Here is a 22293-nt window from a genome sequence, read left to right on the forward strand (position 1 = left end):
TCACCATGAATGAAGCCTCCTGATATATGTATACATCCTACAGCATATTATCTGCAGGATGCCGGTTGCCTACGCAGCCTTTTCGTCCAGAAGCTGTTTTACTCCGCCTAAGTAATAACAAAACCTGTCAAAAATTAATTTCTCCCATGGTTCATATCCTGCCATGTAGCCGAATTCTTCCTCATTTCTGAATCCTTCAAGAAGTTTTTCTTTTACACCATCTAATATAGCTTCATCAATATCTCTGAACTTCATATGCTTATATAAACCGTACTTTCTAAAATCATACATAGTGCCCACATTATCAAGAAGATGTTTTACCACCTTAGTTTACGCAGGAAATGTTGCTAAAATACAGTTTAGATTTATCATACATACAAAATGAAAATTATCTATTTCTCCTCTTCGTTAAGACCTAGTTCATTACATATTACTTGCTATCCCTGATACCTTATTCTTTCAACCAGTGTTTCCTTTTTCAGATTACTGCTTAAAACGCAGGAAAGTACAATCTGCAACAGACCGACCAAAAAAATCATAATAAAAATTGGTACGATTGGAACATGATAGATATTCATTCCAAATATTCCATTATGTTTTGCATAGGAAAAAAGTGTATAGCCGAGCGGCAGACCAATGATCAAAGCTACGCATATGGTGCCAACCGTAAAAATCAGTCCCTGTAACTGCAGGCATAAATTTAATTGTTTATTTGTCATACCCACAGCCTGCAATACACCATATTCCTGCTTTTTTGTCGTAATATTCATAATCATGGTGTTTGCCATATTCATAAAACCGATGAGTCCTACAACCGCCATAAACAGATAACAGCCAAGCTTCATTATGCGAGCTGAGAATTCTGCAGATTGTAACCGCGCATGATAAGTATCCATTTTTATATGCGAAGTATTAGAAATCAAAGTATTCAGACTTTGTTCTACAGATGCCACATCTTTTTTATCACAGTCCACCCACAGATAGCCATAGGCTGTTCCCCTCGGATTCATGGAACGATATACACCTTCCGGAATGACAAGATAAGTGTCCGCACTTACAAAAGATCCTGCAATCTTTCCCTGATAGGTATAGGTTCCACTTCCATTCTCAAAGTCAAATGCAATGGATTCACCCAGAGCATATCCATCTTGTTCCATCCACGTTGACCAGCCAAAGAAAATATCACCATTCTTTACCGCCTGATCATAGTCCATAGAGCCAATATCCCCTTCTTGGCGCATAAAATCAAAATCCTTTTTACTCACAATAGTAGCCGGAAATCTTGTTCCGTTCAGATTTACAGAGACAATCTCTCTCGGCATGACATCTGTTACTCCCGGAATGCTTTTGATTTCTTCAATCAGCGAATCATTCAATGGATCATCCGTCAGAATCGTATCCAGATTATTCTCCGGATATTTTTCATCATACTCAGCAGAATAGTCAAGCTGCAGTTCAAATTGTCCATGATTTATGTAACGACGTGCTTCATGCTCCGTGTCAATATTTCCCACATAATTAGAGATAATCACAAACAATGCGCAGGAAAGCCCCAGTGTGAGGATGGTACCAATGGTTCTTTTTGGATTACCCGTTATATTTGCCATTGCCATAGAAAACACGGTGACATTTTTTCTGCCATTTCGTTTTCTTTTTTTGTGTGTTTCTGCATTTTCTATATACCGTGTTGCTTCGATAGGTGAAATCCGTGAAACAATTTTCATTGGTTTACGCAGTGCCAAAGCAACGGTAAGAAATGATACGAAAATACATAGAAGTATAACAGGCAGGGAAAACAGTGGCACCTGCTGATTTTGGACTCCCATAGAACCAGTTTGGGTTGATACAAGGTTTCCCTGTTCTACCAGCCAGTTAAAACCGCATTTTGCAATCAGAAAACCAAGAAGCAATCCAACCGGTATTGAAAAAAATGTCAAAAAAATGCCCTCTCTGAAGATCAGTTGTTTCATCTGCTTTTTTGTCGCTCCCAGAGCCTTGATTTTTCCATACTCCTGTATCTTGTTGACAATACCGACCTGAAAAATATTATAAATGACCACAACAGAGAAAAGTACAATTGCAAGAATCAGAATTCCACATACCGCAATCGTTTCATAACTCGGCTGCAAGACCCATTGCAGATAGAAATCATTGATTATAACATTTTTTTCTTCGATTCCACAAGATGCTGCAATCTGCTTTATAACCGGTTCAATATTATTCATAGATACATTTGCAGAATCATTTAAAATAAAATAAATATTATACTGTCTGTCATTCTCTGCGACGTGCTCATCATAAAACTCCTGTGACCCAAAAGCAACATAAGATGCCTCGATGGTATACTCATCCCGGTCATATAGGATTCCGCTGACAACAAACTCTTCCGGCTTATATTCTGACCGCATCCCTGCACGGTAATCCAGTGTAACCGTATCTCCGACCTTTACATCATCATATCCCATTGCACGAAAAAACGCTCTTCCGGCGGCAATTTCCTGCATTTTTTCCGGATACTTTCCTTCCTTCAACTCATATTCTTTATTATAAGGAAGCATTTTTCTTGCAGTCTCATCCATGCAGACAAACCCGCCTTTTTCATTGCCTTTTATGATGCCTTCTGTACACATAATTCCTATTGCATCTATTTCTGCACGGCGGCTTACTTCCTTTAACTGCGAGGCATCTGCTGCGACAAACAGACCATAATTGCTTCCATATGAGCCTGTCGCCTGACTTTTCTGTAAACGGATCATTCCATTTCCCACAGTACTGATAATCACAAGCAGCATCGTAGTCAGACATATGGACATCATAATCAGTATACTTCTTGTCTTGTTCTTTTTGTCATTGCTATATGCAATCCTGCTTATTGTCTTCATCTGAAATCCACCACCTGTCCATCCTCAATTACCAGAATACGATCAGCGACCTGTGCAATTTCGTCATCATGGGTAATCATTACAATTGTCTGTCCATATTTTTTTGCTGTCATCTTAAGCAGGGCGATTACCTCATCACTGGTCTTGGAATCAAGATTTCCTGTCGGCTCATCTGCAAATATAATTTCCGGACGATTCACCAGTGCTCTTGCAATTGCTACTCTCTGCTGCTGTCCTCCGGATAATTGATTTGGCAGATTGTAAATCCTCTTTTCAATCCCCAGAGTTGCAATGATATCATTTACATACGCTTCATCCACTTTTCTTCCATCCAGCCCCAGTGGCAGTACAATATTTTCCCAGACATTAACAGATGAAACCAGATTAAATGCCTGAAAAACAAATCCGATTTTTCTTCTGCGGAAAACAGCAAGGGCATCTTCCTTCATCCTGTATAAATCTTTCCCTGCTAAAGTAACACTGCCTTTTGTCGGGGTGTCTAGCCCTCCAAGCATATGAAGTAATGTACTTTTACCGGAACCTGACTTTCCAACAATTGCGACAAATTCTCCCTGCTCAATCTGAATGTCCACCTGATTGACCGCTTTGACCTGATTCTCACCCGCGCCATAAAATTTACAAAGCTGCTTGGTTTCTAATATCACACTCATGTGTTGCCTCCTTTTTAATTCTGTAAAGTGTACCTTTTCAACCTACATCCAAATTGTATCAGGATAGTCTTTCATTTCACTTTCAAAAAACGAGCAGAAGTCTTACAGAATTGTAAGATTTCTGCCCACTTAAAATTTAACCAACATATGGTAATTGAATCACAAACGTGCTTCCTTTTTTCTTTTTGCCGGAGGTTACCGTAATCGTACCTGCGTGTTTTTCGATAATTTCTCTCGATAGAAAAAATCCGATTCCTGTACCACTCTTTTCCATGACCTCCTTGGAACTTCCTCTGTAAAATCGTTGAAAAATTTTGTGATACTCATTCTGCGGAATACCAATTCCCTGATCCTCAATTTCCATTCTTACAAGATCGTTTCTTTTTTGTAACCGGATAAATATTTTTGAACCACACGGACTGTACTTGATTGCATTATCCAGAACGTTGATCACAGCTTCACCAAGCCACCTTTTGTCCTGCATAATCGTGCATGTTTCCAGCTCTTTTTCATAGTCAAAAATGAATTCAATTTCTTTCTCATCCGCTTTGGGATAAGTACGGTTCACAGCAGCTATGACAGTATCCATAAGCGGAAGTTTTTTCTTATTAATCTGAATCAGTCCGGTTTCCATCTTGGATATTTCAAGAAGCGACTGCAATAATGTCTCCAGTCCATCCAGAGCACTCCGACAACGGATACGAAACTCCTCCTGTTCTGTGGCACTTAAGTCATTTTGTATCAACACACTAAAACATGTATCCAAAGCTGCAACCGGTGTCTTTAACTGGTGAGAGATATCAGAAACCATTTCTTTCGTGCTCTCTTTTTCTGCCCGTGCTTCTTCCTTTAGCAACTGAATATGATGTCCGATTGCTTCAAGCTGGTCATTCAATTTTTCCAGTTCTGCATGATTTTCCGTTTTCAGTAAATCATCAAATTTGTTTTCACGGAATCTGATCAGAATTTCTTCCAACTGGTCTAAAATTTTCTGATGACACGCATCTTCTTTTTTCTTCCAATAAAATAAAAAAGTCAAGAGAAGCACACATATCACAGTGCTTACAGCACCGGTCACCATAACCTGATGCCGGAATTGCGAATAAAATGCATTCCCTTTATTCCCCCAGTATCCATATTGCTCCAATAATTGCCTTCCCTGTTCGTTCGTTTCAATATCCTTATCCTTAAGCAATTCCGAAACAACATCCAGCCCGGAAAATTCTTCCTTTGCAGCAATCTCTGTCATAAGATTCATTTTATATTTATAATCTTCATAAAACACATACGTGGTAAAGCAATTTAATATTGCAAACAATAATATGACAGGTAATACCAAGGAGAGCACTACTGTAATCTTCTTGCGATATCTCTTTGTCACTGCCTTACCTCCTGATTCCATATATACCCAAGACCTCTGATATTCTTTATATAGACCGGTGCAGCCGGATTGTCCTCGATTTTCTCACGAAGTCTTCTGATATTGACAGCGATTGTATTTTCATCCACAAAATCCCCTTCCAGATCAAACACATTTTCCAATATTTGTGTTTTTGAAAGAATCTGTTTCGGATTCTGAAGAAAAAAAGTCAGCATTTTCAACTCCGTTTTTGTCAGACTGATTTCACGACTCTTTATCAGGACTTTCATTTCTCCTGCGATAAATATGATGTCTCCCGAAATCATCTTTCCGGTTTCCGTTTTCTCCTGTCTGCGGCGGAAATGTGCTTCTATTTTCAAAAGAAGTACCGAAAGACTAAACGGCTTTGTAATATAATCATCTGCCCCTGCTTCATATCCCATGACCTGATCCATCTCCTGATCTAGTGCTGTAAGACAAATAATGTATGTATTATAATTGCATCTCATCCACCTTACAAATTCCAGTCCATTCCCATCCGGAAGATTCACATCACAAATGGTAACATCCACATTATTATCACTTGCAATTCTTTTCGCTTTTTTCACTGATTCTGCTGAAAAAACCTCATATCCGGATTTTTTCAGTGAGAATGTAATTCCACGATTTAAATTTTCATCATCTTCAACCACGAGTATACCTGGCATAGCATATGCACCTCTCTTTATTAACTATTCATCTTAAAATGCTTCAATGCCTCCACAATTGCACTTTCTTTATCTCATCATATGTAGCCTTAGTCTCTGCAGATGTTATATCCATATCATCAAGTTCAATCCTGACATTAATGTAATCATCCGGTTTTTTGTTGGGACAAAAGAACAACCGTCTCAACATGTGTTGTCACTAACATAGGAACACACATCCTTTACCTCGTCTACGATATGGGAACACATTTCTTTCGCTTTTTCTACTGCTTTTGATTTCTTCCCAAATCGTTCTTTTGCGTTTCCAATTTCATTTTTGAATCCTGTTTTATATACGAAAATGATTTTATAGGGATCTTTCTCTCCATTTTCATCGTAACCACCGACAATAACTTTTTCGATGATACTTTCAAATATTCCTCTGTCAAATTCTTCTAAAATCTGATTTTTTGACAATGCTTTTCTAAAATCTGCCAGTCTTCTTTGCAAGCTGCCTTCATTGTCATATTGTTGTTCCAACATACTTAACTGTGTTTTTGCTTCAGACAATTTCTTTTCATACCCCACATCTGTTTCCTCATAAATGTCTTTAGCCACAACACCCTCTAAATAGTTTTCCAGCAACTTTTTTCTCTTATATTGAATATTATAAACACTTCTATTGAGTTTTTCAATTTTATCTTCTATCGAGTCCTCTGATAAAGTTTTCTCGACTCTCTTAATAAATTCTTCCAACACATCTTTATGATCTGTACATAACATACGGTAAGATTCAATAAAAGCATCTTCTATAACCTGCTCTGGAATTCCTTTACTATCTGGACAAAACCTTTTACCATGTTTTGTTGATTCTACACATTGCCAAATAGTTTTTGTATATTTCGAACTGCTATGCCACCTTCTCCTTGATAAATTCGCACCGCAAAATCCACATTCAAGCATACAACTAAAAGCATATTGTCTACTGAATTTTTCTCGTTTTCCAGGTGCTACTCCCTTTTTGCGTCCTCCATTACGGCGTTCCCGTATCTCCTGAGCTCTTGCAAATTTTTCTTCTGATATAATCGGTTCATGATGATTTTTGATATAAAACCGATCTTCTTCTCCAAGATTTTCCAGCCTTCTTTTTGATATCGGATCTACGGTAAAGGTTTTTCCTAATAAAATATCACCTTTGTATTTTTCATTATTAATAATTCCCATTACACTGGAAGAAGTCCACGGATTCCCTTTAATAGTTGGAATCCCCTGTTCATTCAGTTCCCTTGCAATCATCGTACTTCCAGCACCTGCAACATATCTGTCAAATATGTATCTGACCGTTTCCGCACCTTCTTCGTTAATAGACAGCGACTTTGTTACTACATCGTAATCATATCCAAGGCATCCCTGAAAACCAACAAGTTCTCCACGTTTCATCTTCATTTTCAAACCTTTTTTTACATATGCAGATGTATTTTCCACTTCCTGCTGTGCAACAGAACTTAAAATAGTCAGTAAAAATTCTCCATCTTTTAAGGTATTAATTTTTTCGACTTCAAAATATACCGCTATATTTCTCTCTCTTAACATTCTTACATATTTTAATGTATCTAATGTATTTCGTGCAAATCTAGGAATACTTTTGGCAATCACTAAATCAATATTACCAGAAAGGCATTCCTGAATCAGTAATTGGAATTCTTCTCTTTTATCTGTTTTCGTGCCTGTAATTGCTTTATCAGCAAAAACTCCTGCAAAAACCCATTGCTTATTACTCTTTATCAAGTCCGTGTAATATCTGACCATTGAATTATAACTTTTAATCTGATCTTCATCATCAGTACTAACACGACAATATGCGGCAACTCTTAATCTATCAATCTTTCTTCCCGTAGAAGTATCCTCACCAGCACCCTTCGCCTTAATGATTTCAACTTCCATTTCACCGCCCCTTTTTTTTGTGTTCCTACCGTAGTGTTGATATAATCTTACAACGCAACACTCCGATAGTCAAGCGGTAATATTAGAAATAACACCATAATCTTTTTTTAACTTTTTCTCTACCAGCTGATACTCTGCTTCACTTATAAGTTTTAACGAGCGTAATTGTTTCAACATTGACAGCTGCATACTGTATCTCAACAATTTTGCACTATTCATTTTCCCTCTCTATTCTTTCTCATCTACTTTTATTCAAAAATCCTGCAGTAGCTGCCGGGTAACAGCCTCATTGGTATTTCACCATCTTCTCAGACCGGGCAGCTTTCCCGGAAGTATCATTAACAAAAACAGTATCTTCGCTACAAAAATCCCACTTTCTGATCACAGTCAAATATTTATCGCTCATGCCTTTGCTTCCATATCATTTTGATACCATTTCCACTTTGCGTCACGATGTCGCAAAGCAATAATGCAGACAGTCCTGGCGTATCTACTGTATAGCTCCTCTGTTTCATTCGTCCTGCAGGATAAATATGAAATTTTCAAGGTACAATGATTGCTCTTTTTATATCAATTTACGAAAGGGAGTCGTTCAGATAAAAATTATGCAATCTTAAATTTCAGTATTTTAGTAATCAATTTTGTTTCAAGTCTGCGTCTCAATGTTTCATCCACACAATAATGTAAATTTCCGTATTCATCATATAATTTTCTGGTTGATAACACTGCAATATAACCTTCATAATGTTTCAAAATCCTGTTAATTGCTTCCACATCTCCGGACGCTGCCGACACAATAATATGATACGGTAGTAACTTTGTATTATTTCTTTTTTCCAGTCCTGATCTCCTCCATAATCTTTTTTAAAGCTATAAGGGAACTTGTACGATGATGATGAATGGTACTTCTTACAAGATTCATATATTTTGCAATTTCTGTATCTGTCATATCCAGAAAAAAAGATAATAAAATTACATTTCGCTTCTTTTCCGGCAAAGACTTTAATGCTTCACCAATCAACTCATCTTTTACTTCTATGTCATAATCAAAGACATGGAACATTTCTGATTCAACTATGTAATCATCCATGATTTCCAGTTGTCGTAGTTCCTTCTGCGTTAATTCCGAAAAAGAAATTTCATATTTTAAACGATAATTTCTTTCTCTCTCATAATCTATCATTTCATTCTTCAACAGGGTTTTGCAGAAACTGTCAAACTGTTTCCTTATTCTTGACTGCTGTTCGGAAGAAGATTTCTTCATAAGAGATCACCTCCTTCCGTAACCACCTGAAGCAGAGTGAAATATCTCCCTTTCACTCCATAGCACGAATGGATATATATCCAGCGTCGAACACCCGACACTGTTTTTAAAAAATATTTTTTTATATAAAAAACGCCCTTACAGGCCGATACCCATAGGACGTTGTTTATATCTGATATTAAATTTTCCCCACATGTCTCGAGTGGGTATAATGCACTCTCAACTGCATAACTATTTACATTACTTAAAATGCAACTTATTTATCTGCCTTTCCACGCATTACGCAGGATTGGCTTTGATTAGCACCAAAAAATCCTTTCAACAGTTCAGAATACATAGCTCTCCCAAACATGTTCAAAGGATAAAAACACGAAAAAAAGCCTTTGAACATTGCGTTTTTTTATATGCAATATCCAAAGTTTCTTACCTTTTCTAAAAGTGCATGATACCCCTCTAATATAGTGATTTATTAGTGCATTTTCTTTCTCTAAAGTGAAATATACACTATACATGGAGGTGTATGATATGGCTAAATCTAAGAAAATTGATAAAGACATGGGTTTTCGCCTGAAGAAAGCCAGATTAGACCAAAAGCTGACTTATGATGAGCTATCCGAAAAATCCGGTGTTTCATCAAGATATATTAAAGAGATTGAAAATCATGGCAATGTTCCAAGTCTTGAAAAACTCGGACAGCTCATTCGTGCTTTACACATCTCTGCCGATCCATTTTTTTATCCAGCGGCTCTGAACGATAATCTGGATTACCAAAGGCTGTTGATCTATCTTTCAGAATGTACTCCCGATCAGATAACCACCATCCTTGCACTTGTGGAAGCCTATCTTCGTACATATAAAACCCATGAAACAGAATAGCAGAAAGATTTCTATTTTTTCTGGATTATTTCTGAATAATTCTGGATAAAACAGGGTGGTCAGCTTGTCTGTAAGCCTTCCACCCCGTTTGAACTATTTTTCAGTATGCATAAGCAGTTCTTTTACTTTATTTCTTTTTTTCAAAATTCCCAATCCTTCAAATATCTGTATCGTATCTATCATTCCCTGATAATACGCTCTTTGTTCTTCTTGAAAATGGGCATGATCCACAATATCCATATATTTTTCCAAAAGCTCCCTCTGTTCTCCTGAAATCTCTGCCAGCAACTTCTCATATTCCTGATTTGCCTTTTTTAATTCTTTAGCTGCATTTTTCGCTTCTTTCGTACAAACGGAATACTCACGCTCTCCTGCTTCGCTACGAAGCTCCTCCAATACCTCTGCCACCATTTCAAATACTTCGTTCATTTTTGTATCCACCTTTCCATATAAGTATTGCATTTTGCAGGCAGTATTATCAGTCCTTGCATTATTTTCAACAACTTTATTCTCTTATACTTCATCTTTAGAAGTATATTATCAATAATATTCCGTAAAATCAATCATGTAACACTTCATCTTTAGAAAGTTGGTGTTTGAATGAAGATTTACTGGAATCAGGAAAGTAATTCCAAGAACCTTATCGGACAACGTGTAAAAGCCCTACGAATCGAAAAACATATGTCGCAAAAAGCATTAGCCGAACAACTACAACTGGCCGGATATGAATTCAGTGACCTTACCGTACTTCGTATCGAACAAGGAACACGTTTTGTACCGGATTATGAAGTCGTTGCTCTTGCAGAATTTTTTCATGTATCTTGTGAATATCTCTTGGGTGTTAAAAAGGAAAAATAAGCAGTGATCTGGAATATTTTCACAGACCACTGCTTAAATTTTTGTTAAAGCGATACCCAACTCCCCATACTGTTTGTATGTAAATCGGTTTACTTGGGTTATCTTCTATTTTCTCACGTAGATTACGGATATGGCTCATGACGATGTTATAATCGCCGGAATAGGATTCCTTCCAGACAATATCATAAATCTGCTCCTTGCTAAACACTCTACCTAGATTGTTGGCTAACAGATAGAGGATTTCAAATTCTGTAAATGTCAAATCTATTTCCTGTTTCTGCTTTCTTGCCAAACGATTTATATTATCTATTTCTAATCCATTAAAACTCAAATTTGTTTTTGCATTTTCAATTACTTGAAATGCTCTTGCTCCCGTATTGACACAGGATATTATATGATTCAGGATTTCTTCCTCACTATCTTCAAATGTCAGTATTAACATTTTCCCATGTAATCACCTACTTTATTTTTTATGCATAAACTTTTAACTAAAACAAATCTGCCGTACTGTGACATTTTTCTTTTACCATCACACAGCTAAAGATTATTCAATATTCAATTCAATGTTTCCAGTAAATTCCTCACACTCAATGCCGACATAATTTCCACCATCAGGAAGCGTAATTGTGTCACTATAAGTTCCGGTTGTTTCAAGCAAAGTGACTACTTCATCAGCTCCAGAAATCCAAAATACTTTTGCAGTTCCCTCCGCAACCTCCAAAGTGCAATCAATAGACAAATCCTTACCAGCTTCTCGCTTTATAGAAGTTCCTCCAAACAAATACTCTGAATCTGAAAAATTCTCATAATCAGCCGTATAAGTTCCCGTATAATCATCAATCCCTTTTTCTTTTGTTCCTTCCAAAGATAACTTTCCTGTAAGCTCTATGACTCCAGCCGACTGAACGATATTATTATAATGATTGAGAATTTCATCTTTTGAACAGCCAGAAATCATAAAACTTCCCAAAAGGACAAATGCCAATGCTAAAACTATTTTCTTAATAAAATCATCACCAGCCTTTCTTTGGTGCTACCTTTTTGGCCTTTTTCTTTGTTTGGGTTGCTTCTCGCTCTTTCATGCACAAAATCAAGATGGCAGAAATAACGACAGCAAGCACAAGACTGCAAGAACAGCTTCCGATATTCCAGTTGACTGCAGTATCATAGCTGCGGTAGCCTACCATTCCAAGACTTGCGGTAATCGGATAAAGGTTTGCTAATGTCATATTTCCTGCGGCAAACATCCCTCCATATCCATAGACAAAAGCAATGATTACACCGACTAAAAAGCTACCTGTCCTCCGACAAGTAAGAGCGATAATCGGCAGAACCGCAAGATATAAAAAGAAATTAACCGCAGTAATCTGCAAGGCTGCTTTTAGAGCTAAGGAAATCTCAAAGCCTGGAAATCCCACAATCATTTCCGCTATGATTGTAAACAAGCTGCATATCAGCCCGAAAGTAATAGACAATACGCCGCACACAATCAATTTTCCGGTCAGCAGCTTCTTAAAAGAAATCGGCACAGTCAGAATATTTTTCAGTGTGTCATCCGTCTGCTCACGAGAAATCATATATCCAGCAATTAGGCTGATACACATCGGAAAAATCATGGACATATTGTTTTTGATGACCTGTTCTGTAAGATAGGCGAAATCCCAAACGGAACCATCATTCGCCATAGAGGTAAACAAGGTCAGCAGGACGGATAGGAGCATGAGTGCAACGCCCGCCCAAAGGATATGATACCTTTTCAATTTATAAAATTCTGTTTTTACAATGCGAACCATGTTTATTCCCCCCTCTGCTTATATAATCTGTCAATCAGTAAGAACGAAACGAATGCCATGATTCCAAGAATGAATACAACTTGAAATGTTGAAGGAATTAGCCCTGTCATTTGCTCCAAGTCCATTTTTATTCCATGAGCCGCCATATCTCCCGCACTCCAAAATGTAGTCAGTGGCGTGGGCAGAAGCCATAACATGGTTTTAGGCAGTGTGTCAAACAATGCCGTAGCACTCATGTTCAGAACGCTGTAAAAGACACACAGCAAAATGGAAAAAACATAGGTCTTACTGAAAAAGACAACAAGGACAATCAACGGGAGTGTTCCTGCTGTAATGAAGATCCCCGTTTCAACCGCCAAAAACAGCTTATAACCAATTCCATAAACTTCTAATGTTCCAATTCCGCAAAGAATTGTTGCAATAGTAGAAGCCACGCAAAAAACAATTCCAAAGATAAAAAGGACAATGATCTTTGCAAGTACCATTTGCGTGCTGGTTACTGGAATTGTACGCAAATTTTTGAATGTATCGTTGTCGCGTTCCATAAAAAACAGGATGGCGGCAATCACTCCGATAATGCAGGGCAGTAAAAACTGGATACCATATCCCAACACCATGTTAAATAGTCCATCGAAAGCATCTGCCCGATCCGTATATCGCTCCATCATAGAGGGCGTTATCATCAGATAAGTCAGCGGGATTGGAAACAGGAACGCAGCCAGAATAATCAGCGGAATAAATTTCTTCCGTTTCAATTTCAAAAATTCGCATTTGATTAGTTTAAGCAATTCCTTCGCCCCCTGTCACACGCTTGAAGTAATCTTCAAGACTTTCTTCACAGGTATGTGCTTCTGATACCTCCAATCCGTTTTCTACAAAAGCAGTTACAATTTTCCCCACAGGTAGATCAAGGTTGTGCAGGCGCAGATTGTGGTCATCCTGTATAGAGAAATGGTTTTCACGGAAATTGCGTTCCAAAATTCTTGCCGCCTGTGCAGTATCAGAGAGCGTAAACCGGATATGCTTACTGCTTTTTTGCTCCAGCTCAGCAAGACTTTCTTCTTCCAGCAATGCACCGTGGTCGATAATTCCAATATCGTCAGCCAGCAAGGAAATCTCCGAAAGAATGTGACTGGAAATCAAAATCGTTTTTCCCTTTGCGTCGCAAAGCTCCCGAATAAAGGAGCGTACCTCCGCAATACCGATGGGATCAAGACCGTTGATCGGCTCATCCAAAATTAAAAGTTCCGGATCGTGCATGACTGCAAGGGCAATCGCCAACCGCTGCTTCATACCAAGAGAGTATTGCGAAAACAGCTTTTTATCCTTGTAAGGAAGTCCGACTAAATCCAGAGCGTCTTTGATGGCATGGTTGTTTGGTACTCCACGCAGGGTAGCAAAGATACGCAGATTCTCCGTACCGGTCAGATTGGGATAAAAACCAGGGGACTCAATCAAACTTCCAATGCGGGGCAGCAATTTCTTTTCATTTCCCTGCAAAGACTTTCCCCAGATTTTGACCTCACCGGAAGTCGGCTTCGTTAGCCCCAACAGCATTTTCATGGTTGTGGTTTTTCCGGCTCCGTTTCTGCCCAGCAGACCATAAATTCTCCCACGCATCACATGGATATTTAAGTCAGCCACACTCTTTTGTGAACCGTATTGCTTCGTCAGATTTTTCGTTTCAATGATGTAATTTGTGTCCATATTCAAAACCTCCTGTTCTGTAAAGTATTCTATCACGCCAACCTTGCATTAACCTTGCCGCAACCTTGCATTAACCTTGCAATTTGAAATCCGGCAAAATGACAAAGGTTCCCGCCATAAAGACGGGAACCCACTTAAATTTCCAAAGGAAAAAACAACATAAATTCAGTTCCTTTTCCCGGCAAACTTTCAACTGTTATGCTTCCACCCATCTTTTCTACAAGCTGATGGACAATAGAAAGACCAAGACCGCTGCCTTTTTCAGACCGACCTTTATCACACTTATAAAGCCGTTCAAAAATGTGTTTCAAATCTTCTTTCTCAATTCCTACACCATTATCCGCCAGCAGCAGCCTCATGTTATTTCCCTGCTTTGACAGGGCAATTTTAATTTTGTCCGCATGGCTGTGAGCGATTACATTTTGAATGAGATTATTGATAATCCTCATATAGCTGTCCGTATCCAATCTTACCCGGACAGGCTGTTCGAGAATATCAATGTCATAATCGACCTGCTTATCTTCAAAAATCGGTATCCAGTCGATCAGGATATTTCTTGTCAGCTCTGCGGCCTCAATAGGATGGATTTCCAAAGCAAACTCGTTGGAATTTAACTTGAACCAGTCAAAGAGTACATCAATATATTCTTTCAAATCATGGGCTTTCCGGCGGGCGATTTCGATATAATCATCCCGGTCTTTCCCTGTAACAAGCCCTTTATGTGCAGCGTCAAGATAGCCGATGAGGGTTGTAAGGGGTGTCCGAACATCGTGGGAAAGGCTCGTCATAAGCTGGCGGTTGGTTTCCTCTGCCTGCCGGACAATCGAAAGTCTGCTTTCATAGGACACAACGATCTCATTGATTTCATAGGCAAGAGGTGCTATCAGTTCATTTGTTGCAGACAAAATACGCCGATTGCCATTTCCATTTTTCACATCAACCAGCGCATCGGTCATTTCTGCTATTTGCTTTTTTACGCGACGAATGAGAAGGATGGAGGTTAGCACAGCTACAATAGCAATCACAACGGACAGGAAAACGATGATCTTCATACCAGCTATACCTCCTTATTAAAGCGGTAGCCAATCCCTTTGACCGTTTGAATATACTTTGGACTGGAAGGATTGACTTCTAATTTTTTACGAAGCCGGCTGATGATCGCCATAATGTTGCTGTCATCATAGAAATATTCTTCGCCCCAAACTTCCTCATAAATCTGCTGTTTTGTCAAAATTTTTCCTTGATGTTTTGCACAGTACAGGAGCAGATCAAATTCCTTTGGTGGAAGTTCAAAAGTGCCGGTTTCCGTCGTAACAGAACGATTTTCAAGGTCAATTTGCAACCCATCAAAATCCAGTTTTTGCATAGTTCCCGTTTGCTGATTAAAGCGGGTGTAGCGGCGAATGAGGGACGCAATACGGGCAATCAGTTCGTCCATATCAAACGGCTTTGTTAGATAATCGTCCGCTCCGGCCCGTAAGCCCCGCACTTTAGAAGCGCTGTCATTTTTGGATGTGAACATCAAAATCGGCAGGCTGTTCTCTTTGCGGATTTCTTCCAGCGTTTCAAAGCCATCCATACCGGGCATCATCACATCTAGCACCACAAGCTGGTATTCTTGCTCTTTTAATTTCTGCAAGCCCTCTTTTCCGGTATTACAAAAATCGGCTTCTATATGTTCTGATTGTACGCTGTGTTTAATCAAAGCGCACAGTTCTCTGTCATCATCTATAATCAAAATTTTATTCATGGCGCAATTCTCTCCCTTGTTTTGTCCGACCATCAATCGGCTTTTCTGCAGTTTTGGGAATCAGCCAAATACCGGCCATCTTTACTGCTCCAGAAATACGTTCACCAGCACAATAATAATTTACTCTACGAGGTGTCACGCCCCACTTCTCGGCGGCCTCTTTTAATGTCATATATTCCATATCGCACCTCCATAGAATCTATTATAGTTCTTTAGCTCGAATAATACAACCTTCAATATTAAGCGTTCGGAAGTGGATGTTAATTAAAGCCACAAGAAAATCTCGTGGCTTTAGCTTACAAATGTTCAAATTTATAGCCGATTCCGGCGACACTCTCAATATAGTTTGGAAGATCTGGTTCAAAGCGCAACTTCTTACGCAGCTTACTTATATGATTATGAATCGCTTTTCTCGAATAGAAATCACAATCCTCTTTCCAAACCAAATCGGTAATCAGTTCGTAAGTAAAAACACGTTTGGGATTGGCAATGAGCAATGCCAGTATATCAAACTCTTTACTTGTCAGGTTGATAATCCGTTCACGAACCCTAACAGTACGATGTTCCAGGCATAGATAAAGCTCGCCTTCTTGTATTTCTGTCAGAGGATTTTTCTCTATTATGGAAGAAGTGTGACAGGAAATGAGTGCCGATCCATGACAGACTTCTTGTTCTAAAATATATTGCATCAGAGCATTCTTTTGTTCCTCGTCAAGAAGTAAGAATAACTTTTCTCCAATCTGCTTTCCAGATTCTTCTATATCCAAAACAGCTAATGTCCCATCACATCACCATCCTTAAACCATTTGTATCTTAACGTTACATAGAAGTGCTAATATACCCAAGAATAATAGTTTTGTTAAATATGTTTTTTCTGTCGCTTAGATACAAGCAGATAAAACAAGAACCAAAGAACACAATGGAGAGTGAGAATAACGATGTCCTTAACCGCTGTTGATGCAGTTCCATTTGCCAAATCCATAATGCCCTCAAAGGTGGCGCTGGACGGAATCAGATAGCAAATGTAGGAAAGGACTTTGTTTCCTGCACCGACCAGATAATTCAGGATTGGAACTGCCATAAATACGATCATCACGATTTTAATATAGACCACGCCTACCATCATGCCATCGGAGAGTTTGCCTACAAACAAACCGATCAGAGCCGACACAAATGCGGAAAGGACGATCAATGCCAGCATGACCGCCGCCCCTGTGAAAGAGAGCCGGAAGCAGATGGCCGCCGTAAGAATAGCGGACAGGCAGCCGAATACAAAACCCACAAAGATTTTCTGCATCATGTACTGCCTGTGCGTCATAGGCAGGATTTCATTGATCAGCGCAACGCCATCCTCTTTTTCGGAAATAATGTTCATGGCATTAAAGGTACAGCCCATGAACATTGCCACGATCAGCGTAATGGCAATAAAGATATTCTGATAACCCGCCATCATATCCGGGCGCTCCAATACCTGCACACTGGCCTGTGCCGCCCATTCCCTCTGCTCGTAAAGAGCCGGGAGCGTGTTGGCTGTCTGCTGAAACATATCCAGTTCATCGCCGGAAAGGATTGTCTGGATGCTGCCGTTAGACATTTCCACACCAATCAGGTTTGTTGACGGTTCATTGATGGCCTCAATCAGTTCTTCCTGTGTGGGATAAACTGTGACAGTACCATATCGTTCCAGCCATGTGTTGACTTCCGAAGTGGTGGCCTTTGCCGTTACTCCAAAATGAAATTCCCCCAATGAAGAAAGGTCAATGGAGCCGACAAAATTCAATGCCACAGCGACCACGATAGGCAGGAGAAATGACATGATACAGAACTTGTCTTTTCGGACACTTTTCAGTTGATAGAGCAGTCCTTTCATGGTCAGCCCTCCTTTCCCATTTCCTTGCGGAACGCAGCTTCTACAAGGAGAAAGAGTAAAATGATTGCGCCTATCGCACCGGCATAGTAGACCGGGTTTGTAGTCGGGACACCGAAAAAGGCGTTTTTCAGTCCCATATATACATGGTAAAACGGGTGGTAATCGATCCACGCCATCTTTACGGAAGTATTTGCCGCCAGAAATACCGGCGTAGCCGCAAAGAGCGCAATTACCAGATACGCCAGTGAAAATTGCTTAAAGTCCCGCAGAAGCATGGTACAGCCGAAGCCTGCCAGTGCCATAATCAAGGAGAGGATAGCGGTCTGCACCAGCACCGCAGGCAAAACCGACATCCCGTCCAACCCCACATTGAACAGAACCATTAAGGCCGCAAAAACCAGATCGGTAATCAGAAAGAGCATGATTTTGGAGCATACAAACAGGCTCTTATGCAGCGGCATAATGGCATGGACGCGGATCACTCCCATCTGCTTTTCCTTAAACAGCACCGAAGCAATCCCCAAAAATCCAACGGCTACAATCTCAATAAAGAGAAGTTCACAGGTGATCTCCCGGCGCTGCTTCATTTCAGGGCTGTTGCTGCCGACGGTTTTTGCTGTATCATTCCCATCTGGGGAAAGCAGGGACAACGCATAGTCTGTTCTGTGTCTGTCTGCTTTTTCGGTGGCCGCATAGAACAGAACATGGGGTGTCTTTCCGCTGGCGTCAATCCCGACACCGTTCGTATCACTGGCAAGGGCATTATTCAGTTCTTCCAAAGAGGACACGGGCCGAACGAGGGAGGAAACCTCTGTCTGCATCCCAGCCGGATCATACAGATACACATTGTAGAGCTGGGCGTCCATGAATTTCACATAGCCGAAATTGATGAACAGCGTGTATAAAACAAGGGAACCCAGCGCCACCAGAAAGAATTTCCCGGACATCATCATCCGGCAGTCTTTTTTGAACAGAGAACAAAGGCTTTTCCACATTAAGACAGCCCCCTTCCCGTGTACTGGATAAAGACATCTTCCAGTGTCGGCTCCTGCGAATGGATGCTGATGATTTCATCATAGGCGAAAGGAATACCGGCTTTCAGTTCAGGCGCTTCTATGGTCTGCTCCTTTCGCTTGCCCTGATAAAGATAGGAAACCACAATGCGGTGATTGCTGTTTTTCTCTTTCAGATTTTGGGGCGTGTCCAGCGCAACGATATTTCCATTCGTGATAAACGCTACACGGTCACAGAGTAGGTCAGCGTCCAGCATATTGTGTGTTGTGAGAAATACCGTTGTGCCTTTTTGCCGTTCTTCCTCGATGATTTTTCTAAAAAGGACAGCGCCGGCGGGATCAAGGCCGCTGGTGGGTTCGTCCAGAAATAAAAGTTTCGGATTGCTGATCAAAGCTCTCGCCATGCTTACACGCTGCCGCATCCCTTTGGAGTAGGAGGACACCGGCTTATTGAGAAAGTCTTTCTTAAATTCCAGTTCTTCCAGCAGTTCTTTTACATCCCGCAGTTGTTCTTTGGGATAAAAGGACGCAAAATAGTTCAGATTATCCACTGCGCTTAAATTAGCGTACAGATAAGGAAACTCAAACAGGACGCCGATCTGCTGAAAAAACTCCTGCGTCTGCACGGTTCTCAAATCCTTTCCGAATAGGGAAACCTCGCCGCCATGCCCTTTTAAGATGCCGGTCAATATCTTTTGGGTGGTGGACTTCCCGGAACCATTCGGCCCCAAAAATCCGAAAATCTCCCCATCTGCCACAGAAAAATTCAAGACATGTAACGCCTGCTTATCCTTTCCGTAGGAAAAAGTCAGGTTTTTAACCTCGATCATCTTCATCACCCCATTTTCCGATCTGGTTCTTTTTCTTCTCCTGTTCCCGTTTGCTCCACCATTTCATAAACTTTACCTTGAACGGGATGCAGATCACCAGCGCCACAACAATCAAAAGCCACCAGTACCATTCCATACCTAAAAACATAATCGCTACCTCCTTTATCTGGAGGGTCATTCCCTCCTTGTGGGATAAAGGTACGAAAATGCGTTGAAGTCGGTGTGAGGTCGCTGTGAAGTTGGTGTGAAATCTTACCGGCAGAAGAAAAGGCCCTGATCTCCATTTGGAAACCAGAGCCTATGAGAGAATATGAATTTGTTATTTTACTGTGGGGAGGGAGAAATAAAAGGCCACGCCCCCCGGCTGATTTTCTGCGCCATAGTGTAGGTGCTGCATGGACAAGACCTGTGCAACAATGGCAAGGCCCAGCCCGGAACCGCTGTATTTGGAATTTTTATCACGATAAAATTTCGACCATATCTTTGACAGGCTTTCTTCCGGGATAGGCGCCCCCTGATTGAAGATAGAGAAGTTCAAAAGGCCGTCTTTTTCAAGCAGGGACAATCTCAAAATCCCGCCCGGCCTGTTATTTCGTTTGGCATTGACGATCAGATTATTCAAGACCTGTTCCATCCGCCCTTTGTCTGTATTGACATAGACAGGATGCTCCGGCAGTTCATATTCCAAAACAAAATCTGCGTCCGGGGTGTCGATCAGCAGCCGTCCTGCCACCGTTTCCAAAAAGTCTACAAAGTCGAACCGCTCCGGGCGGAGCTGGGTAGCCCCATTTTCCAATGCAGACAGATCAAGCAGCGTAGTGATTAAGCGGCTCATGCGTTCTGTTTCCGTTATGATGACCTCGGAATACTTTTGCCGTTTTGCTTCGTCCGTTTCGTCTTGCAATCCCTCGGCATAGGCCCGGATCACGCCCAGCGGAGTTTTCATTTCATGGGAGAGGTTGTCCACCAGTTCTTTACGCTCGGCAAGCAGTCTTTTTTTCTGCTCAACATCCTGCTCTAATTTCCGGTTGGCACCTTCCAGAGAAGAAAACGCCTGTTGCAGATTTTCAGCCATCTTGTTCAGGCTCTCCGCAAGTTCTCCAAATTCATCATGGCTTTCCACATGGCAGGGATGGGAAAAATTAAGCTCTGCCATGTTCCGGGCAGCTTCATTCAGTTCCGAAACCGGCTTTGTGATAAAGCGAGCCATTAGTAGGTCAATGGCACAGACCAGAACCACCACAAAAGCCAGCCAGATCACAAAGGAAATATCTGTGTCCATCGGCAGTTTGGTGGACAGTACATAAGAAATAATCAGGACAACGCCGATCAGTTTGGAGGCCAGCAGGATCTTCTTCCGTATGGTAAAGATGTTCATGTTTTCCTTGATTTTCATACGCTCACCTCGAATTTGTAGCCGGAACGGATCAGGGTGACAATATGCTTGCCCTCATCGCCCAATTTCTGCCGCAAGGTTTTGATATGGGTATCGACCGTCCGTGTTGTTCCCTCAAAGTCGTAGCCCCAAATCCGGTTAAGAAGCTGTTCTCTGCTGAATATCTGGCCGGGATTGCCCATGAAGAAATACAGCAGTTCATATTCCTTGTGGGTTAAATTGATTTCCTGTCCATCTACAAAGACCTTATGAGATGTGGGGATGATCGTAATTTTTCCGGCGTTCACAGAATCGGTAGGTGTGATAGAGGAACGGCGCAGCAAAGCGCCCACCTTTGCCAGTAACACTTTTGGGCTGAATGGTTTGGTAATATAGTCATCAGCTCCCAGCTCATAGCCTTTCAGTTTATCTTCTTCCTCACTTTTCGCAGTTAGCATGATAATAGGGAGGTTGCTCATTTCTCTTGCCATCTTGCAGACGGAAAAACCGTCAAGGTGGGGCATCATCACATCCAGTATCATTAAGTCCATAGGATTGTTTTTCAAGATCATTAGTGCGTCCACGCCATCGTCAGCCGTAAAGCAGGTGTGGCCGCCTCGCTGCATATACTCGGCAATAATGCTCTGCATATTTTTTTCATCTTCCACGATTAAAATATTTGCCATAGAGAGGGGCCTCCTTTCACTTTTTCTTATATCGTCGATCAACCGGTCTTTCTGCCTCTTTTGGTATCAGCCAAACACCGGCCATCTTCACAGCGCCGGGGATGCGACCCTCGGTGCAATAGTAGTTAATCATTCGGGGAGAGATACCCCATTTCTCGCTTGTCTCTTTTAGAGTCATGTAGTCCATATAGTGTCCCTCCAATATGGATTATTATATTTCTTTTGCTCGAAGAATACAACATCCCATATTAAGTGTTTGGAAATAAATATTAAAAACTAAAGCCACAAGATAAAAAATCTCATGGCTTTAGCTTACAAGTGTTCAAATTTATAGCCAATCCCGGCGACACTCTCAATATAGTTTGGAAGATCCGGTTCAAAACGCAATTTCTTACGCAACTTACTTATATGATTATGAATGGCTTTTCTCGAATAGAAATCACAATCCTCTTTCCAAACCAAATCGGTAATTAGTTCGTAAGTAAAAACACGTTTGGGATTGGCAATGAGCAATGCCAGTATATCAAACTCTTTACTTGTCAGGTTGATAATCTGTTCACGAACCCTGACAGTGCGGTGCTCCAGGCATAGATAAAGCTCGCCTTCCTGTATTTCTGTTAGAGGATTCTTCTTTGCTGCGGAGGAAGTGTGACAGGAATTGAATACCGTTCCATGACAGACTCCTTGTTCCAAAATATATTGCATTAGAGCATTTTTTTGTTCCTCGT

29 protein-coding genes are annotated in these 22293 nt (G+C 40.6%); 2 read left to right on the forward strand and 27 right to left on the reverse strand.

What is annotated here, in order from left to right; all coding sequences use genetic code 11:
* Window positions 1-69: 69 nt before the first annotated feature.
* The 9 genes from LQE94_RS06990 to LQE94_RS07035 form a co-directional block, all read right to left on the reverse strand.
* Window positions 70-291, reverse strand: coding sequence for a hypothetical protein (locus LQE94_RS06990; RefSeq protein WP_240577318.1), 222 nt, complete (start codon window positions 289-291; stop codon window positions 70-72).
* A 146-nt stretch (window positions 292-437) separates the two neighbouring features.
* Complete coding sequence (locus LQE94_RS06995) at window positions 438-2882, reverse strand: ABC transporter permease (protein ID WP_240577319.1); 2445 nt, start codon at window positions 2880-2882, stop codon at window positions 438-440.
* Entirely contained in the window at window positions 2879-3553 is a 675-nt protein-coding gene (locus tag LQE94_RS07000; protein WP_015520995.1) for an ABC transporter ATP-binding protein, read from the reverse strand. The genes LQE94_RS06995 and LQE94_RS07000 overlap by 4 nt, the downstream gene beginning before the upstream one ends.
* A gap of 136 nt (window positions 3554-3689) precedes the next feature.
* On the reverse strand, window positions 3690-4955 hold the full coding sequence (locus tag LQE94_RS07005) for a sensor histidine kinase (RefSeq protein WP_240577320.1): 1266 nt from the start codon (window positions 4953-4955) through the stop codon (window positions 3690-3692).
* Entirely contained in the window at window positions 4931-5620 is a 690-nt protein-coding gene (locus tag LQE94_RS07010; RefSeq protein WP_240577321.1) for a response regulator transcription factor, read from the reverse strand. The genes LQE94_RS07005 and LQE94_RS07010 overlap by 25 nt, the downstream gene beginning before the upstream one ends.
* 183 nt (window positions 5621-5803) lie before the next feature.
* Entirely contained in the window at window positions 5804-7543 is a 1740-nt protein-coding gene (locus LQE94_RS07020) for a recombinase family protein (RefSeq protein ID WP_119242570.1), read from the reverse strand.
* 69 nt (window positions 7544-7612) lie between these two features.
* Window positions 7613-7762, reverse strand: coding sequence for an SHOCT domain-containing protein (locus tag LQE94_RS07025; RefSeq protein WP_004613393.1), 150 nt, complete (start codon window positions 7760-7762; stop codon window positions 7613-7615).
* Window positions 7763-8146: 384 nt separating this feature from the next.
* On the reverse strand, window positions 8147-8383 hold the full coding sequence (locus tag LQE94_RS07030; protein WP_038292684.1) for a helix-turn-helix domain-containing protein: 237 nt from the start codon (window positions 8381-8383) through the stop codon (window positions 8147-8149).
* Window positions 8367-8807 (reverse strand): sigma factor-like helix-turn-helix DNA-binding protein, encoded by a 441-nt coding sequence (locus LQE94_RS07035; protein WP_002594762.1) that lies wholly within the window; start codon window positions 8805-8807, stop codon window positions 8367-8369. The genes LQE94_RS07030 and LQE94_RS07035 overlap by 17 nt, the downstream gene beginning before the upstream one ends.
* Before the next feature lie 525 nt (window positions 8808-9332).
* Here LQE94_RS07035 and LQE94_RS07040 point away from each other — a divergent pair.
* Window positions 9333-9683 carry a helix-turn-helix domain-containing protein gene (locus LQE94_RS07040; RefSeq protein WP_002594763.1) on the forward strand — a complete coding sequence of 117 codons (351 nt, stop codon included), beginning with the start codon at window positions 9333-9335 and terminating at the stop codon, window positions 9681-9683.
* A 93-nt stretch (window positions 9684-9776) separates the two neighbouring features.
* Here LQE94_RS07040 and LQE94_RS07045 read toward each other — a convergent pair whose 3' ends face one another.
* On the reverse strand, window positions 9777-10112 hold the full coding sequence (locus LQE94_RS07045; RefSeq protein ID WP_002594764.1) for a hypothetical protein: 336 nt from the start codon (window positions 10110-10112) through the stop codon (window positions 9777-9779).
* 171 nt (window positions 10113-10283) lie between these two features.
* Here LQE94_RS07045 and LQE94_RS07050 point away from each other — a divergent pair, with 171 nt between their 5' ends.
* Complete coding sequence (locus LQE94_RS07050; protein ID WP_038292687.1) at window positions 10284-10541, forward strand: helix-turn-helix domain-containing protein; 258 nt, start codon at window positions 10284-10286, stop codon at window positions 10539-10541.
* Window positions 10542-10560: 19 nt separating this feature from the next.
* On the opposite strand, the gene LQE94_RS07055 is transcribed toward LQE94_RS07050, so the two are convergent.
* From LQE94_RS07055 to LQE94_RS07135, 17 genes are all read right to left on the reverse strand, one after another.
* A complete protein-coding gene (locus LQE94_RS07055; protein WP_118699252.1) occupies window positions 10561-10983 on the reverse strand; it encodes a winged helix-turn-helix domain-containing protein in 423 nt (140 codons plus the stop codon).
* A 102-nt stretch (window positions 10984-11085) separates the two neighbouring features.
* Complete coding sequence (locus LQE94_RS07060; protein WP_110102444.1) at window positions 11086-11547, reverse strand: hypothetical protein; 462 nt, start codon at window positions 11545-11547, stop codon at window positions 11086-11088.
* A gap of 7 nt (window positions 11548-11554) precedes the next feature.
* The gene (locus LQE94_RS07065; protein ID WP_117844629.1) at window positions 11555-12334 is read right to left on the reverse strand and encodes an ABC transporter permease; all 780 of its coding nucleotides are present in this window, start codon (window positions 12332-12334) and stop codon (window positions 11555-11557) included.
* Window positions 12335-12336: 2 nt separating this feature from the next.
* Entirely contained in the window at window positions 12337-13122 is a 786-nt protein-coding gene (locus tag LQE94_RS07070) for an ABC transporter permease (RefSeq protein ID WP_117844631.1), read from the reverse strand.
* Window positions 13115-14041: an ABC transporter ATP-binding protein gene (locus LQE94_RS07075; RefSeq protein WP_240577322.1), complete on the reverse strand. Its 927-nt coding sequence runs from the start codon at window positions 14039-14041 to the stop codon at window positions 13115-13117. The genes LQE94_RS07070 and LQE94_RS07075 overlap by 8 nt, the downstream gene beginning before the upstream one ends.
* Window positions 14042-14175: 134 nt before the next feature.
* A complete protein-coding gene (locus LQE94_RS07080; protein WP_117538749.1) occupies window positions 14176-15093 on the reverse strand; it encodes a sensor histidine kinase in 918 nt (305 codons plus the stop codon).
* A 5-nt stretch (window positions 15094-15098) separates the two neighbouring features.
* Window positions 15099-15791: a response regulator transcription factor gene (locus LQE94_RS07085; protein WP_117538748.1), complete on the reverse strand. Its 693-nt coding sequence runs from the start codon at window positions 15789-15791 to the stop codon at window positions 15099-15101.
* Complete coding sequence (locus LQE94_RS07090; protein WP_055221059.1) at window positions 15784-15972, reverse strand: helix-turn-helix domain-containing protein; 189 nt, start codon at window positions 15970-15972, stop codon at window positions 15784-15786. The genes LQE94_RS07085 and LQE94_RS07090 overlap by 8 nt, the downstream gene beginning before the upstream one ends.
* A 115-nt stretch (window positions 15973-16087) precedes the next feature.
* Window positions 16088-16558 carry a winged helix-turn-helix domain-containing protein gene (locus tag LQE94_RS07095; RefSeq protein WP_233546305.1) on the reverse strand — a complete coding sequence of 157 codons (471 nt, stop codon included), beginning with the start codon at window positions 16556-16558 and terminating at the stop codon, window positions 16088-16090.
* Between the two features lie 92 nt (window positions 16559-16650).
* Window positions 16651-17661 (reverse strand): ABC transporter permease, encoded by a 1011-nt coding sequence (locus LQE94_RS07100; protein WP_118306374.1) that lies wholly within the window; start codon window positions 17659-17661, stop codon window positions 16651-16653.
* Window positions 17662-17663: 2 nt separating this feature from the next.
* Entirely contained in the window at window positions 17664-18656 is a 993-nt protein-coding gene (locus LQE94_RS07105) for an ABC transporter permease (protein WP_033143709.1), read from the reverse strand.
* Window positions 18656-19504: an ABC transporter ATP-binding protein gene (locus LQE94_RS07110; RefSeq protein ID WP_240577329.1), complete on the reverse strand. Its 849-nt coding sequence runs from the start codon at window positions 19502-19504 to the stop codon at window positions 18656-18658. Before LQE94_RS07110 ends, LQE94_RS07105 begins: the two co-directional genes overlap by 1 nt.
* The gene (locus LQE94_RS07115) at window positions 19491-19652 is read right to left on the reverse strand and encodes a hypothetical protein (protein ID WP_191835411.1); all 162 of its coding nucleotides are present in this window, start codon (window positions 19650-19652) and stop codon (window positions 19491-19493) included. The genes LQE94_RS07110 and LQE94_RS07115 overlap by 14 nt, the downstream gene beginning before the upstream one ends.
* A gap of 171 nt (window positions 19653-19823) precedes the next feature.
* Window positions 19824-20900, reverse strand: coding sequence for a sensor histidine kinase (locus LQE94_RS07120; RefSeq protein ID WP_033143708.1), 1077 nt, complete (start codon window positions 20898-20900; stop codon window positions 19824-19826).
* Window positions 20897-21565, reverse strand: coding sequence for a response regulator transcription factor (locus LQE94_RS07125; RefSeq protein ID WP_118306375.1), 669 nt, complete (start codon window positions 21563-21565; stop codon window positions 20897-20899). The genes LQE94_RS07120 and LQE94_RS07125 overlap by 4 nt, the downstream gene beginning before the upstream one ends.
* Before the next feature lie 16 nt (window positions 21566-21581).
* Window positions 21582-21752, reverse strand: coding sequence for a helix-turn-helix domain-containing protein (locus LQE94_RS07130; protein WP_033143706.1), 171 nt, complete (start codon window positions 21750-21752; stop codon window positions 21582-21584).
* Window positions 21753-21877: 125 nt separating this feature from the next.
* Window positions 21878-22270, reverse strand: a complete 393-nt coding sequence (locus tag LQE94_RS07135; RefSeq protein ID WP_118306376.1) for a winged helix-turn-helix domain-containing protein — start codon at window positions 22268-22270, stop codon at window positions 21878-21880.
* Window positions 22271-22293 lie beyond the last annotated feature (23 nt).

This window comes from Mediterraneibacter sp. NSJ-151 (assembly GCF_022487435.1).
Classification (GTDB): Bacteria; Bacillota; Clostridia; order Lachnospirales; family Lachnospiraceae; genus Schaedlerella; species Schaedlerella hominis.

Bases quoted from the DNA above. Each gene is read 5' to 3' on its own strand.
- LQE94_RS07125 (WP_118306375.1), bottom strand. From the start codon at position 21,565: ATGGCAAATATTTTAATCGTGGAAGATGAAAAAAATATGCAGAGCATT.
- LQE94_RS06995 (WP_240577319.1), bottom strand. From the start codon at position 2,882: ATGAAGACAATAAGCAGGATTGCATATAGCAATGACAAAAAGAACAAG.
- LQE94_RS07135 (WP_118306376.1), bottom strand. From the start codon at position 22,270: ATGCAATATATTTTGGAACAAGGAGTCTGTCATGGAACGGTATTCAAT.
- LQE94_RS07020 (WP_119242570.1), bottom strand. From the start codon at position 7,543: ATGGAAGTTGAAATCATTAAGGCGAAGGGTGCTGGTGAGGATACTTCT.
- LQE94_RS07090 (WP_055221059.1), bottom strand. From the start codon at position 15,972: ATGGAATATATGACATTAAAAGAGGCCGCCGAGAAGTGGGGCGTGACA.
- LQE94_RS07055 (WP_118699252.1), bottom strand. From the start codon at position 10,983: ATGTTAATACTGACATTTGAAGATAGTGAGGAAGAAATCCTGAATCAT.
- LQE94_RS07065 (WP_117844629.1), bottom strand. From the start codon at position 12,334: ATGGTTCGCATTGTAAAAACAGAATTTTATAAATTGAAAAGGTATCAT.
- LQE94_RS07120 (WP_033143708.1), bottom strand. From the start codon at position 20,900: ATGAAAATCAAGGAAAACATGAACATCTTTACCATACGGAAGAAGATC.
- LQE94_RS07075 (WP_240577322.1), bottom strand. From the start codon at position 14,041: ATGGACACAAATTACATCATTGAAACGAAAAATCTGACGAAGCAATAC.
- LQE94_RS07025 (WP_004613393.1), bottom strand. From the start codon at position 7,762: ATGAATAGTGCAAAATTGTTGAGATACAGTATGCAGCTGTCAATGTTG.
- LQE94_RS07000 (WP_015520995.1), bottom strand. From the start codon at position 3,553: ATGAGTGTGATATTAGAAACCAAGCAGCTTTGTAAATTTTATGGCGCG.
- LQE94_RS07040 (WP_002594763.1), top strand. From the start codon at position 9,333: ATGGCTAAATCTAAGAAAATTGATAAAGACATGGGTTTTCGCCTGAAG.
- LQE94_RS07010 (WP_240577321.1), bottom strand. From the start codon at position 5,620: ATGCCAGGTATACTCGTGGTTGAAGATGATGAAAATTTAAATCGTGGA.
- LQE94_RS07115 (WP_191835411.1), bottom strand. From the start codon at position 19,652: ATGTTTTTAGGTATGGAATGGTACTGGTGGCTTTTGATTGTTGTGGCG.
- LQE94_RS06990 (WP_240577318.1), bottom strand. From the start codon at position 291: ATGTATGATTTTAGAAAGTACGGTTTATATAAGCATATGAAGTTCAGA.
- LQE94_RS07005 (WP_240577320.1), bottom strand. From the start codon at position 4,955: ATGGAATCAGGAGGTAAGGCAGTGACAAAGAGATATCGCAAGAAGATT.
- LQE94_RS07045 (WP_002594764.1), bottom strand. From the start codon at position 10,112: ATGAACGAAGTATTTGAAATGGTGGCAGAGGTATTGGAGGAGCTTCGT.
- LQE94_RS07085 (WP_117538748.1), bottom strand. From the start codon at position 15,791: ATGAATAAAATTTTGATTATAGATGATGACAGAGAACTGTGCGCTTTG.
- LQE94_RS07050 (WP_038292687.1), top strand. From the start codon at position 10,284: ATGAAGATTTACTGGAATCAGGAAAGTAATTCCAAGAACCTTATCGGA.
- LQE94_RS07105 (WP_033143709.1), bottom strand. From the start codon at position 18,656: ATGTGGAAAAGCCTTTGTTCTCTGTTCAAAAAAGACTGCCGGATGATG.
- LQE94_RS07110 (WP_240577329.1), bottom strand. From the start codon at position 19,504: ATGATCGAGGTTAAAAACCTGACTTTTTCCTACGGAAAGGATAAGCAG.
- LQE94_RS07035 (WP_002594762.1), bottom strand. From the start codon at position 8,807: ATGAAGAAATCTTCTTCCGAACAGCAGTCAAGAATAAGGAAACAGTTT.
- LQE94_RS07130 (WP_033143706.1), bottom strand. From the start codon at position 21,752: ATGGACTACATGACTCTAAAAGAGACAAGCGAGAAATGGGGTATCTCT.
- LQE94_RS07080 (WP_117538749.1), bottom strand. From the start codon at position 15,093: ATGAAGATCATCGTTTTCCTGTCCGTTGTGATTGCTATTGTAGCTGTG.
- LQE94_RS07100 (WP_118306374.1), bottom strand. From the start codon at position 17,661: ATGAAAGGACTGCTCTATCAACTGAAAAGTGTCCGAAAAGACAAGTTC.